The 11731-nt window shown below is 77.0% G+C and carries 11 protein-coding genes; 5 read left to right on the top strand and 6 right to left on the bottom strand.

Translation table 11 applies throughout. The features are described 5' to 3' along the window. The first annotated feature begins 257 nt into the window (after window positions 1–257). Genes ABL57_RS01155 through xdhC form a run of 3 tightly spaced genes read left to right on the top strand, consistent with a single transcriptional unit; the run spans window position 258 to window position 5012 of the window. Window positions 258–1781 carry a xanthine dehydrogenase small subunit gene (locus tag ABL57_RS01155; RefSeq protein WP_047801611.1) on the top strand — a complete coding sequence of 508 codons (1524 nt, stop codon included), beginning with the start codon at window positions 258–260 and terminating at the stop codon, window positions 1779–1781. Beyond that, window positions 1778–4159: a xanthine dehydrogenase molybdopterin binding subunit gene (gene xdhB, locus ABL57_RS01150; protein ID WP_047801610.1), complete on the top strand. Its 2382-nt coding sequence runs from the start codon at window positions 1778–1780 to the stop codon at window positions 4157–4159. Before ABL57_RS01155 ends, xdhB begins: the two co-directional genes overlap by 4 nt. A 1-nt stretch (window position 4160) precedes the next feature. Beyond that, window positions 4161–5012, top strand: a complete 852-nt coding sequence (gene xdhC / locus ABL57_RS01145) for a xanthine dehydrogenase accessory protein XdhC (protein WP_047801609.1) — start codon at window positions 4161–4163, stop codon at window positions 5010–5012. Window positions 5013–5070: 58 nt separating this feature from the next. Here xdhC and ABL57_RS01140 read toward each other — a convergent pair whose 3' ends face one another. Next, the gene (locus ABL57_RS01140) at window positions 5071–6024 is read right to left on the bottom strand and encodes a lysylphosphatidylglycerol synthase domain-containing protein (RefSeq protein ID WP_053004678.1); all 954 of its coding nucleotides are present in this window, start codon (window positions 6022–6024) and stop codon (window positions 5071–5073) included. A 91-nt stretch (window positions 6025–6115) separates the two neighbouring features. Here ABL57_RS01140 and ABL57_RS01135 point away from each other — a divergent pair, with 91 nt between their 5' ends. After that, a complete protein-coding gene (locus ABL57_RS01135; protein WP_053004677.1) occupies window positions 6116–6883 on the top strand; it encodes a CDP-alcohol phosphatidyltransferase family protein in 768 nt (255 codons plus the stop codon). Here the strand turns inward: ABL57_RS01135 and ABL57_RS01130 are convergent. The 5 genes from ABL57_RS01130 to ABL57_RS01110 form a co-directional block, all read right to left on the bottom strand. Beyond that, window positions 6876–7742, bottom strand: coding sequence for a class I SAM-dependent methyltransferase (locus tag ABL57_RS01130; protein ID WP_047801608.1), 867 nt, complete (start codon window positions 7740–7742; stop codon window positions 6876–6878). The two genes, ABL57_RS01135 and ABL57_RS01130, sit on opposite strands and share 8 nt — an antisense overlap. After that, window positions 7739–8923: a glycosyltransferase family 4 protein gene (locus ABL57_RS01125; protein ID WP_053004676.1), complete on the bottom strand. Its 1185-nt coding sequence runs from the start codon at window positions 8921–8923 to the stop codon at window positions 7739–7741. The genes ABL57_RS01130 and ABL57_RS01125 overlap by 4 nt, the downstream gene beginning before the upstream one ends. Further along, window positions 8920–9336, bottom strand: a complete 417-nt coding sequence (locus ABL57_RS01120; protein ID WP_047801607.1) for a 6-carboxytetrahydropterin synthase — start codon at window positions 9334–9336, stop codon at window positions 8920–8922. Before ABL57_RS01120 ends, ABL57_RS01125 begins: the two co-directional genes overlap by 4 nt. A gap of 28 nt (window positions 9337–9364) precedes the next feature. Further along, complete coding sequence (locus ABL57_RS01115) at window positions 9365–10357, bottom strand: zinc-binding alcohol dehydrogenase (protein ID WP_047801606.1); 993 nt, start codon at window positions 10355–10357, stop codon at window positions 9365–9367. Window positions 10358–10485: 128 nt separating this feature from the next. Beyond that, a complete protein-coding gene (locus ABL57_RS01110) occupies window positions 10486–10923 on the bottom strand; it encodes a MarR family winged helix-turn-helix transcriptional regulator (protein ID WP_047801605.1) in 438 nt (145 codons plus the stop codon). Window positions 10924–10998: 75 nt separating this feature from the next. Between ABL57_RS01110 and ABL57_RS01105 the strand changes: the two genes are divergently transcribed. Continuing rightward, window positions 10999–11658 (top strand): maleylpyruvate isomerase family mycothiol-dependent enzyme, encoded by a 660-nt coding sequence (locus ABL57_RS01105; protein WP_047801604.1) that lies wholly within the window; start codon window positions 10999–11001, stop codon window positions 11656–11658. Window positions 11659–11731 lie beyond the last annotated feature (73 nt).

The following is an 11731-nucleotide window of genomic DNA, read 5'->3' as shown; positions in this document are numbered from 1 at the left end:
GTCGTCGTGGTGGTACCCGTCATCTCGGTGGCACTCGTCGCGCCCACGCGGACAGAGGCCGCCGGCGCCCGGTCCGCCGCCGGGCCCACTGTCACCGGGTCCACTGTCGCCCGGTCCGCCATCACCGGGCCGCCCGGGACGCCGGACGCCCGGCCGCCCATCCCGCCGGCGCAGGACCCGCAGCACCCGAGCGCCGAGGGGCGGTCGCCCCGTGCCCGTCGGCGAAACCCTTTCCGCGAAGCCATGGAGGACAAGGCATGAGTGAGATCCGAGTCACGGTCAACGGTCGGACCCGGGACGGTGCCGGGGTCGGCCCGCACACCCGGCTGCTGGACTGGCTGCGCGGCGAGGGACTGACCGGCGCCAAGGAGGGCTGCGCCGAGGGCGAGTGCGGGGCCTGCGCGGTGCTGGTCGCCCGGCCGGACGGCGAAGGGCGCAGCCGGTGGACCTCGGTCAACGCGTGCCTGCCCCCCGCCGCCGCCTTCGACGGCCAGGAGGTCGTCACCGCCGAAGGCCTCGGCGCGGCGGGCGGCACCGGCGCGCCGGCGGCCCTGCACCCCGTCCAGCAGGAGATGGCGTTCCGGGGAGGCTCCCAGTGCGGCTACTGCACCCCCGGCTTCGTCTGCTCCATGGCCGCCGAGTACTACCGCCCCGAGCGCGAGGCCCTGGGCGCGGACCACGGCGCGGCCCCCGAGGCGCAGACCGGCACCGAGGTCGCCGGCGAGGAGCACGCGGCCGGCCACGAGTGCGGGCCCAACGGTTTCGACCTGCACGCCCTCAGCGGCAACCTCTGCCGCTGCACCGGCTACCGGCCCATCCGCGACGCCGCCTACGCGCTGGGCGCCCCGGCCGAGGCCGACCCGCTGCTGCGGCGCCAGGACCGGCCCGCGCAGCCGGCCCCGCCCACGCGGGTGGAGGCCGACGGCGCACGGTTCGTCCGCCCCGGCTCCCTGGAGGAGCTCTTCGAGCACCTGGAGCGCACCCCGGAGGCCCAGCTGGTCGCCGGGTCCACGGACGCGGGCGTGGGCGTCAACATCCAGCACGCCCGCCCGCCGCTGGCCCTGGCGGTGGACCGGCTCGAGCAGCTGCGCACGCTCGAGGTGGGACCGGAGCGGGTCGAGATCGGGGCGGCCCTGAGCCTGTCCGAGGTGGAGCGCGGCCTGGCCGGGCGGGTGCCGCTGCTGGACCAGCTCTTCCCGCAGTTCGCCTCCCGCCTGATCCGCAACGCCGCGACGTTCGGCGGCAACCTGGGGACCGGCTCGCCGATCGGGGACTCGGCCCCGGCGCTGCTGGCCCTGGGGGCGTCCGTGGTGCTGGCCTCCGCCGGGGGCGAGCGCGAGGTCCCCCTGGACGAGTACTACACCGGGTACCGGCAGAGCGTCCGCCGCCCCGGGGAGATCATCCGCGCGGTGCGGATCCCGCTGCCGCCGGCCCGGCACACCGCGTTCCACAAGATCGCCAAGCGGCGCTTCGACGACATCTCCAGCGTGGCCGTCGGCATCGCCGTGCACGTGGAGGCCGGCACGGTCACCTCGGCGCGGATCGGCCTGGGCGGCGTGGCCGCCACCCCGATCCGGGCGCACGGCCCGGAGCGCATCCTCAGCGGCGCGCCCTGGAGCCGCGACACGGTCCTCGCCGCGGCGGCCGCGCTGGCCGGCGAGGGCACCCCGATCGACGACCACCGGGCCAGCGCCCGCTACCGCTCGGCCATGCTCGAGCAGGCCCTGCTCAAGTTCTGGGCGCAGCACGCGCCCGCTCCCGATCTGGAGGAGTCCCGATGACGTCCCTCGCCGACCGCCCCGTCAACCCCGTGGTGGGCGTGCCCGTCGCGCACGAGAGCGCCGCCCTGCACGTCACGGGCACGGCCCTGTACACCGACGACCTGATCGTGCGCCACCAGGACGTGCTGCATGCCTGGCCGGTGCAGGCCCCGCACGCCCACGCCCTGGTGCGGGACCTGCGCACGGCCCCGGCCCTGGCGGTCCCCGGCGTGGTCCGGGTGCTCACCGCCGCGGACGTGCCCGGGGTCAACGACGCCGGCACCAAGCACGACGAGCCGCTGTTCCCCTCCGAGGTCATGTTCCACGGGCACGCGGTGTGCTGGGTGCTGGGCGAGACCCTGGAGGCCGCCCGGCTGGGGGCCGAGGCCGTCGAGGTCGACTACGAGCCGCTGCCGTCGCTGGTCACCGTGGCGGAGGCCGTCGGGGCCGGGAGCTTCCAGGGCGGTCAGCCCACCGTCAGCCGCGGGGACACCGCCACGGCGCTGGCCACCGCCGCCCACCGCTTCAGCGGGGAGCTCGAGTTCGGCGGCCAGGAGCACTTCTACCTGGAGACCCACGCCTCCTTCGCCTACGTCGACGAGGGCGGGCAGGTGCTGGTGCACTGCAGCACCCAGCACCCCACCGAGACCCAGGAGATCGTCGCCCACGTCCTGGGCCTGCACAGCCACGAGGTCACCGTGCAGTGCCTGCGCATGGGCGGCGGGTTCGGCGGCAAGGAGATGCAGCCGCACGGCTTCGCCGCCGTCGCCGCCCTCGGGTCGGTGCTCACGGGACGGCCGGTCCGGCTGCGGCTCAACCGCACCCAGGACATCACCCTGTCCGGCAAGCGCCACCCCTACCACGCCCGCTGGGAGGCAGGTTTCGACGAGAGCGGTCGCCTGCAGGCCCTGGAGGCCACCGTCACCAGCGACGGCGGGTGGAGCCTGGACCTCTCCGAGCCCGTGCTGCAGCGGACGCTGTGCCACATCGACAACGCCTACTGGATCCCGAACGTGCAGGTCCACGGGCGGATCGCGAAGACCCACAAGACCTCCCAGACCGCGTTCCGCGGCTTCGGCGGCCCCCAGGGCATGCTGGTGATCGAGGAGGTGCTGGGCCGCTGCGCCCCGCTGCTCGGGGTGGACCCCACGGAGCTGCGCCACCGCAACCTCTACGTCCCCGGCCAGTCCACCCCCTACGGTCAGCCCGTCCGGCACGCCGAGCGGCTGCGCACCATCTGGACGCAGCTGCTCGACCGGGCCGAGGTCGAGCGCCGCCGCGAGGAGATCGCGGCGTTCAACGCCGCCCACCCCGACACCAAGCGGGCGCTCGCGGTCACCCCCGTGAAGTTCGGCATCTCGTTCAACCTCACCGCCTTCAACCAGGCCGGCGCCCTCGTGCACGTCTACAAGGACGGATCCGTGCTGATCAACCACGGCGGCACCGAGATGGGGCAGGGCCTGCACACCAAGATGCGCCAGGTCGCGGCCACGGCCCTGGGCGTGCCCCTGGAGACCGTCCGGCTCGCGCCCACCCGCACCGACAAGGTGCCCAACACCTCCGCGACGGCCGCCAGTTCCGGGGCGGACCTCAACGGCGGGGCCGTGAAGAACGCCTGCGAGCAGATCCGCGACCGCCTGGCCGAGGTCGCCGCCCGCAAGTTCGACATCCACCCCGACGACGTCCGGTTCGTGGACGGCACGGTGACCGGGATCGGCTTCCACGACCGGCAGATGTCCTTCGCGGAGCTCGCGCACGACGCCTACTTCCAGCGGATCTCGCTGTGGGCGGCCGGGTACTACCGCACCGAGGGGCTGCACTGGGACGGCGCCCGGATGCAGGGCGAGCCGTTCAAGTACTTCTCCTACGGCGCCTCCGTCTCCGAGGTGGAGGTCGACGGGTTCACCGGCGCCTACCGGCTGCTGTGCACCGACATCGTGCACGACGTCGGGGACAGCCTCTCCCCGCTGATCGACGTGGGGCAGATCGAGGGCGGGTTCGTGCAGGGGGCCGGCTGGCTCACGCTCGAGGACCTGCGCTGGGACGTCTCCGACGGCCCGCACCGGGGCCGGTTGGCCACGCAGGCGGCGAGCACCTACAAGCTGCCGAGCTTCTCGGAGATGCCCGAGGAGTTCAACGTGCACCTCTTCGAGCAGGCCACCGAGAGCGGGGTCGTCTACGGGTCCAAGGCCGTGGGGGAACCGCCCCTCATGCTGGCCTTCAGCGTGCGCGAGGCGCTGCGTGAGGCGGCGGCCGCCTTCGGCCCCGGCGGCCGGAGCGTCGGGCTCGCCAGCCCGGCCACCCCGGAGGCGGTGTTCTGGGCCGTCCAGGAGGGGCGCCGGGCCCTGACCGCCGGCGCGGAGGGAACTCCGGCGCCGGCCACCACGGCGGCGCACTGACGTGGACTGGCTGGACGCGCTGCAGCACCTGCGCGCGGCGGGCGCGCCGGGGGTGCTCGCCACCGTCACGGAGGTGCGCGGGCACGCCCCCCGGGAGGCCGGGGCCAAGATGGTCGTGGCCGAGACCGCCACGTGGGACACCGTGGGCGGGGGCAACCTCGAGGCCACCGTGGTCGAGCGGGCGCGCGTCCTCCTCGCCGGCGGGGCCACGGTCCCGGAGACGCTGACCTTCTCGCTCAACGAGCACGCCGCCGTGGAGCACGGGCGGCAGTGCTGCGGGGGCGTGGTCAGCGTCCTGCTCGAGCCCCAGGGCGCCCGGCCCGCGGTGGCGGTGTTCGGCGTGGGGCACGTGGGGCACGAGCTCGCCCGGGTGCTGTCCCGGCTGCCCCTGCACCTGCACCTGGTGGACAGCCGGGAAGGCCAGCTGGAGGCCGTCCGGCTCGCCGACGTCACGGACGGGACCGCACAGGTCCACCTGCACCACAGCCCCGCCCCGGAGCACGTCCTGGCCGGGCTGCCGGCCGGAGCGCACGTGCTGATCATGAGCCACGACCACGCCGAGGACTTCGTGCTGTGCGACGCGGCGCTGCGCCGGGCGGACCTGGGCACCGTGGGCCTGATCGGCTCCCGGGCCAAGTGGGCCCGCTTCCGGCAGCGCCTGCGCGCGGAGGGGCACACGGAGAGCGCCGTGGACGGCATCACGTGCCCCATCGGGCTCCCCGACATCCCCGGCAAGGCCCCCGCGGTGATCGCCATCAGTGTCGCCGCCGGCCTGCTCCGGGACCTGGCCGGCTCACCGGCGGCAGCGCCCCCGGGCCTCGGCCGCCCGGCCGAGGCGGTCGAGGCGGTGTGAGGCGTGGTTCCCCGGGGCCGCCGCGGCCGGACCGACCCCGTGGCCGGGAGCGGGGCCCTCAGCGCGGCCGACGGAACTGCCGCCGAGGACCGGGCCCGCTCCGTCCTGCGCTCCCACGAGGTCGAGCCGCGCCCGCTGCCGCGCGCCGGGGCAGGAGCCAGCGGGCCAGGACCACGGCTCCCGGCAGGGCGGAGATCAGGGCGAGCAGCCCGTAGCCGAGGGAGATCGCGAAGCCCGTCCCGGCGGGCAGGCCGTGGGCCATCGCGGCCAGGGTCGTGATCCCCTCGCGCGGACCCCAGCCGCCCACGCCCACGGGCACCGACATGCCGGCCAGGCCGAGCACCGTGGTCCCCCACAGGTCCGGCAGGGGTGCCTGCGGAGCGGTGCGCAGGGCCGCCAGCAGGAACAGCCCCTGGTAGCAGGCCCAGGCGAGCACCGACAGGGACCACACGGCGGCCCGGTCCCGGGCCGGGGACCCGCTCGTGGCGCGCCAGGCGACCGCCCCCACGGCGAGGGCGCCCGCGCCGAAGGCCGCGGCCACCCAGGGTCCGACCGCCAGGGCCGGGACGACGCCGGCCGCGAGGAGCACGGAGGTCCCGGCCAGCCGCTCGCCCACCACGGAGCCCCCTGCCCCGGGCCAGGTGTCGCCGCGCCGGCGCCGGCGCAGGACACGCACCGCGTCCCCGGTCACGCCGCCGGGCAGCAGCAGGTTGACGAGCCCGGCCGCCCAGCACTCGCCCAGGGCCTCGCGGAGACCGAACCGTGCTCCGCGGCCGCGGGCCACGAGCCGCCACCGCTGGGCCTGGGCCGCGGTGGCCACGAGCCCGGCGAGCAGCGCCAGGACCACGGTGAGGGGGCTGAGCACGCCCACGGCGCTGCGGGCGGAGTCCGTGCCGAGGGTCCGGAAGAGCACTGCCAGCAGGACGAGCCCGGCCACCGCCTGCGCGACCGCCAGCAGGATCCGGCGAAGGGGACCTCGCCCGCGGCGCGGGGGTGCGGTCTCGGCGGGCATGGGCGCAGTCTAGCCACCGCCCGGTGCGGCCCGGATTGACGGGGCGGGCCGTCCCGCCCAGGATGAAGACCCCCACCCGGAAGGCGACCCCATGCCACTGGTCCACTCCACCGCGTCCGTCCCCTCGGCCCGCCGGGACGGCCTCCTGGCCTTCGCGGGACTGGGGGCCGGCCTCGTCGTGCTCGGTGCGGCCTCGCAGGCGCCGCCCGCCGTGCTGGCGGTCTCCGCGCTGCTGGGCCTCGCGGTGCTGGGGGCGGTGGTGCGCAGCACGGTGGGCCGCCGCACCGAGCCCTACGGGCCCGCCGACCGCGTCACGGTGGCGCGCTCCGTGCTGGTCGCCCTGTGCGCGGCGCTGCTGCCCGTGGGGCTGACGCCCGTGCTGTCGGGGCAGGCGCAGGGCCCGGCCGGGGCCTGGTGCTGGGCCGTGGTCGCCCTCGCCCTGCCCGCCTGGCTGCTCGACGGCATCGACGGCCGTGTGGCCCGCCGCACCGGCACCGCCACCCGTGCCGGGGCACGGTTCGACCAGGAGGTCGACGCCGCGCTGCTGCTCGTCCTCGCCCTGGCGGTGGCCGCCCGGCTCGGCCTGCCCGGGGCGTGGTGGGTGCTGCTGATCGGCGCGCTGCGCTACCTGTTCCTGCTGGGCCTGCGGGCCCGGCCCGCCTGGCGCCGCCCGCTGCCCTACTCGTCCTACCGCCGGGTGGTGGCCGGGATCCAGGGCGGGGTGCTGCTCGGCGCCCTGGTCCCGCTGATCCCCCTGCCGCTCGCCGCCGCGGCCACGGCGGCGGCCCTGGCCCTGCTCCTGGTGTCCTTCGGGCGGGACGTGCTGTGGCTGGAGCGGAGCGCCCGCGGTCTCAGCTGACCGGCGGCAGGGCGAGCACGTCAGCGTGCCCGACCGTGGCCCGCAGCCGTCCCCGGGCACAGTCCACCAGGCGGGTCCGCAGCCAGGCGTGCGCCTCCGCGGTGAGATCGGGCCGGTGCTCCACGGCGGCGTCCGCGCGGTCGCCGAGGAACCGCTCCAGGAGGGGCCGCGCCCACGGCTGGTCGGAGATCCACCAGGGAGTGGGGGTGACGTCCACGACCATGCCGCGCTCCCGCAGGGCCTCCGCGGCCAGCCGCACGGCGTCCGTGCCGGCGAGCTCACCGCGGTGCTGGTGGTCCTCGAAGGCCCCCAGCACCGAGGGGTCCAGGTGGTGGGGCGGGTCGATCAGGACCTCGCCGTCGACGGTCAGGGCCAGCAGCGCCGGGACGGCCTCCTCGGCCAGCACCCGGGCCAGCTCCCGCACCTGCTCCCGGGTCAGCAGGTCGAGCAGGGCGGAGCACGTCACGAGCCGCCGGGCCGCCGGGTGCTCCGAGAGCACCCGGCCGAGCTCCTCGATCCCGGCGAGCACGGGCACGACCTCGGCCCCGTCCACCCGGGCGGCGGACACGGCCTGCTCGAGCAGCTCGCGGTCGTGGTCGAGCAGGACCCAGCGCTGGGGGCCGGGGAGATGGCGGGCCAGCCACGCCCGGTTCGCGCCCGTCCCGGCGCCGAGGTCCACGACCACGACGGGCTCGGCGCCCGCGGCACCGGGGTCGTCGCCCGGCGGCAGCTCCTCCCAGTGCCGGACGAGACGGGCGATCAGCGGCAGCGAGTCCTCGCGGGCCGCGGCGTCGGCGGGCTCGCGCAGGGCCAGCCAGTCGCCGGCGACGGGCCGGTGGGGTGCGGAGTGGTTCGTCATGACGGTCTCCTGGTTCGGTGGGTGGCGGTGACGGGGTCGACGGCAGTGACAGGGTCGGGGTCGAGCGCGGTGACGGGGTCGGGGTCGAGCTCGGCGGCGTCCGGCCGGCCGAGGGGCCGTCCGATCGCCGTGAGGACGTCGCGGGCGGTGTCCTCCCAGCCGCGCAGGCGCGCGCGACGGGCCAGCGCAGCGCTCCGCCACTGCTCGCGCACGGCGGGGTCGGTCAGCCAGGCGCGGAGGGCCCCGGTCCAGGCGGACGGGTCGTCCGGGGCGAGGGCGGCGCCGGGTCGGGGCGCCGTGGTGGGGGCCGGCCCGCCGTCGAGCGCCTCGACGGCGCCGGTGCCGGCCCCCACCACCGCGGGCACGCCGTGGCCGAGGGCCTCGGTGACGACCATGCCGTAGGTCTCGGCGCTCGAGGGCAGCAGCAGCAGGTCCGCGCCGGTCCACAGCCGCTCCAGCGCAGGGCCGTGCAGGGGGCCGTGCAGGCGCACCCGGGAGGCGTCCGGGAGCTCGCGCACGGCGGCCCGGAGCCGCTGCCCGTAGGCGGGACCGCCCGCGGGACCGACGAGCTCGAGTGTCCAGGGCAGCCCGCTGAGCGGGGCGAGGGCCTGCAGCAGGAGCAGCTGGTTCTTGCGGGGGGTGAGGGACGCGACGCAGACCAGGCGCGGCACGGCCGACCCGGCCGACACCGGCCCGCGGGGCGCCCCCGGTTCGGCCACCGCCACCTCCGTGGTGCCGTAGCGGCGGAACAGGTCCCGGGCCGCCCAGGCGCTCGTGGTCAGCACCCCGGTGGCGGCCGCGAGCGCGGCGGCCTCGGCCCGGGCGAGCCGGGCGGCCGCCCCCGGGTCCAGGCCGGTCTCGGCCGGCAGCGGCAGGTGCACGAGCAGGTGCACCGGCACACCGCGGCGCACGGCGTCGCCGACGACCCCGGGGGCCGCGCAGCCGACGAGGCCGTCGAGCACGACCGTGCGCCCGGGAGCGGGCTCGCCCAGGGCGGTGCGCAGCCGGGTCCGGGCGCCGGCGTCGGCGGCGGGCCAGTCCCCGGCCACCGGCACGAGCCGGGCCGGGCGGCCGAGCCCGCCCAGCGCCGCCACGAGCCGGCGGTCGTAGAGCGAGCCGCCGGTGGGCCGCCCGCCGTCGTCGGGCACCACCACGTCGACCACCGCGGAGCCCGTGCTCACCGGGGAGTGGGCCCGCCGCGCTCGGTCAGCACGGGCAGCTCGAGGGTGTAGGAGGCCCAGGCGTCGGGGTTCTCCCGCAGGGTGACGGTCAGCCGGTCGAGCCCCGCGATCCCGGCCGCCCCGGCGGCGAGCCGCTCGGCGATGTACTGGGCGAGGACCTCCGTGGTGGACAGCCGGCCCGTGAAGTCCGGGTGCTCGTCGAGGTTGCGGTAGCGCAGCCCGTCGAGCACGCCCGAGAGCAGCTGGGAGGCCACGCCGATGTCCAGGACCACGCCGTGCTCGTCCAGCACGGGCCGGGCCCAGGTGGTCTCCACGGTGAAGGTGGCCCCGTGCAGGTTCTGGGCCGGGCCGAAGAAGGGGTCCGGGAGGCTGTGGGCGATCATGATGTGGTCTCGGACGGTCAGGGTGAACACGGTGCTCCTCGGGTCGGGCGGTCGGTGGTCAGTCGTAGCGCACCACGTGGCACAGCGCCTCGGGGGCGTCCCCGGCGAGCCGCGCCATCGTCGCGGGCAGCTCCTCGAAGGGCGAGCTCCCGGTGAGCAGGGCGTCGAAGCGGGGGTCGCGCAGGGCGTCCAGGGCGGCGGCGCGCCGGTCGGCGGGAGTGCGGCGGGCCCGGCGGGCGGGGGCGACGACCCCCACCTGGCTGGCGCGGATCTGCAGCCGGCGGGCGTGGAAGTCCGCGCCCAGGGGCACCGCGGGGTCCTCGTCGCCGTACCAGGACATCTCGATCAGCTCGCCCTCGTCGCCGAGCAGCTCGAGCCCCCGGGCCAGTCCCGCGGCGGTGGAGGAGGCGTGCACGACGACGTCGCACTCCCCCGCCGCGTCCTCCGGGCGCACGTGCTCCACGCCGAGCGCGCGGGCGAGCCCGGCCCGGGACGGCTGCGGGTCCACCAGCTGGAGCCGGGCGAGCGGGAACCGGGCCAGCAGCGCGGCCGTGCAGGCCCCGATCATCCCCGCGCCGACCACGGCCACGCGGTCCCTGAAGCGCGGCGCCGCCTCCCACAGCGCGTTGACGGCGGTCTCCACCGGTCCGGCGAGCACCGCGCGGTCGGAGGGCACGCCGTCGGGCACGGGGGTCACGTCCGCGGCGGGGACCACGTAGCGGTCCTGGTGGGGGTGCAGCACGAACACGCGGCGGCCCACGAGCGGCTGCGGGCCCTGCTCCACGACGCCGACCGACAGGTAGCCGTACTTCACCGGGCCGGGGAACGTCCCCTCCTGGAAGGGGGCCCGCATGCGCTCGTGCACGCGGGCCGGGACGAGGCCGCGGTGGACGAGCCGCTCCGTGCCGCGGCTGATCCCGGAGCGCAGCGCCCGCACCAGGACCTCGTCCGGGCCCGGCGCGGGCAGCGGCGCGGTGCGCAGCTCGCCCCGGCCGGGCTCCACGGTCCAGTAGGCGCGGTTGGTCCTGGGCTGCTGAGCGGCGTCGGTCATGCTCCCATTGTGGCGCGCGGCGGGCTCCGCGCCACCGAGTGACCGGGGTCCGCCCGAGTGACCGCCCTTTTCCGTGCTCGCTCGGGGCCCGTGGTCGCTCGGGCCCGTGGTCCCTCGGTGACGCGCGGTCAGTCGGCGCCGGGGTCCTCGTGCAGCTCGGCGAGCGCCCGGCGCAGCTCGGCATAGCGCCGTGCGCCGAGCCGTCGGCGCCACTGCGCCTCCACCTCGGCGACCACGGCGGCCGCCGCGGCCTGGGCCGCCCGGCCGCGGGCGGCGATCGTCACGACGCGGGCCCGGGCGTCGGCCGGATCGGGGCGGCGCTCCACGTAGCCCTCCTGCTCGAGGGCCTGGACGAGCACGCTGGCGGTCTGCTTGGTCACGCGGGCCTGCTCGGCCAGCCGGGCCAGCCGGGAGCCCTGGGGGTCGATGCGCTGGAAGATCCGGGCCTGGGCGTAGGTGAGGTCCTCGAACCCGCCGGCGTGCAGGGCCTCCATCACCCGGATCTCCATGTCCCGGTACGGGTAGTACAGCAGCAGCCCCGTGTTCGTGCCCGTGTCCTCGTGCATGCCCACCCCCTTGACGGCGCGGCCGTCGGCGCCGGAAAATTTAGTCAGGAAAACTGACTTCTGGGGGAGATTACCATGGACCGCGACGCCGTCTGGGACGCCGTCCACCGCGAGCGCTCCGCACTGGCGGACCTGCTCGAGACGCTGAGCCCGCAGGAGTGGGACCACCCCACGCTCTGCCCGGGCTGGGCGGTGCGGGACGTCGCCGCCCACGTCATCTCCTCGGCGCAGTACGGTCCCGCCGACCTCGTGCGGGCGCTGTGGCGCGGGCGCGGCGACTTCGACCGGGCGATGTGCCTGGACGCCCGGGACCGCGGCCGGCGGCCCGCCGCGGAGATCGTGGCCGACTACCGGCGGCTGGACGGGTCGAGGCGTCACCCACCGGGCACGAGCGTCCGGGAACCGCTGCTGGACGTGCTGGTGCACACCCAGGACATCGTCCTGCCCCTGGGGCGCCGGCACGCCATGCCGCCCGAGGCGGCCCGGGCGGCCGCGGAGCGGGTGTGGTCGATGCCGTTCCCGTTCCGGGCCCGCCGGAGGCTGCGCGGGCTGACGATGGTGGCCACCGACGTCGCCTGGCGCGCGGGCGAGGGCCCGGAGGTCCGGGGGAGCATGGAGGCGCTCCTGCTGCTGCTGACCGGCCGCACCGCCGCCCTCGACCGGCTGGAGGGCCCGGGCCTGCCGCTCCTCGCAGCGACCCCGGGAGCGGCCCCGGGAGCGGCCCGGGACGCTTGACACCCCGCCGCGGCGGCGGGGACGCTGGAACAGGCGGCGTCCGCCGTCGCCTCCCCCGTTCCCGAGGTGACCC

The sequence above is a fragment of the Kocuria sp. SM24M-10 genome (genome assembly GCF_001027955.1).
In the GTDB taxonomy this organism is placed as follows: Bacteria; Actinomycetota; Actinomycetes; order Actinomycetales; family Micrococcaceae; genus Kocuria; species Kocuria oceani.
The sequence above is the reverse complement of the archived record's forward strand: the minus strand, read 5'-3'. Positions and strand labels throughout refer to the sequence as shown.

Coding starts and splice junctions, on each gene's coding strand:
- ABL57_RS01155 (WP_047801611.1), top strand. CDS start 258: ATGAGTGAGATCCGAGTCACGGTCAACGGTCGGACCCGGGACGGTGCC.
- xdhB (WP_047801610.1), top strand. CDS start 1,778: ATGACGTCCCTCGCCGACCGCCCCGTCAACCCCGTGGTGGGCGTGCCC.
- ABL57_RS01140 (WP_053004678.1), bottom strand. CDS start 6,024: ATGCCCGCCGAGACCGCACCCCCGCGCCGCGGGCGAGGTCCCCTTCGC.
- ABL57_RS01135 (WP_053004677.1), top strand. CDS start 6,116: ATGCCACTGGTCCACTCCACCGCGTCCGTCCCCTCGGCCCGCCGGGAC.
- ABL57_RS01130 (WP_047801608.1), bottom strand. CDS start 7,742: ATGACGAACCACTCCGCACCCCACCGGCCCGTCGCCGGCGACTGGCTG.
- ABL57_RS01115 (WP_047801606.1), bottom strand. CDS start 10,357: ATGACCGACGCCGCTCAGCAGCCCAGGACCAACCGCGCCTACTGGACC.
- ABL57_RS01110 (WP_047801605.1), bottom strand. CDS start 10,923: ATGCACGAGGACACGGGCACGAACACGGGGCTGCTGCTGTACTACCCG.
- ABL57_RS01105 (WP_047801604.1), top strand. CDS start 10,999: ATGGACCGCGACGCCGTCTGGGACGCCGTCCACCGCGAGCGCTCCGCA.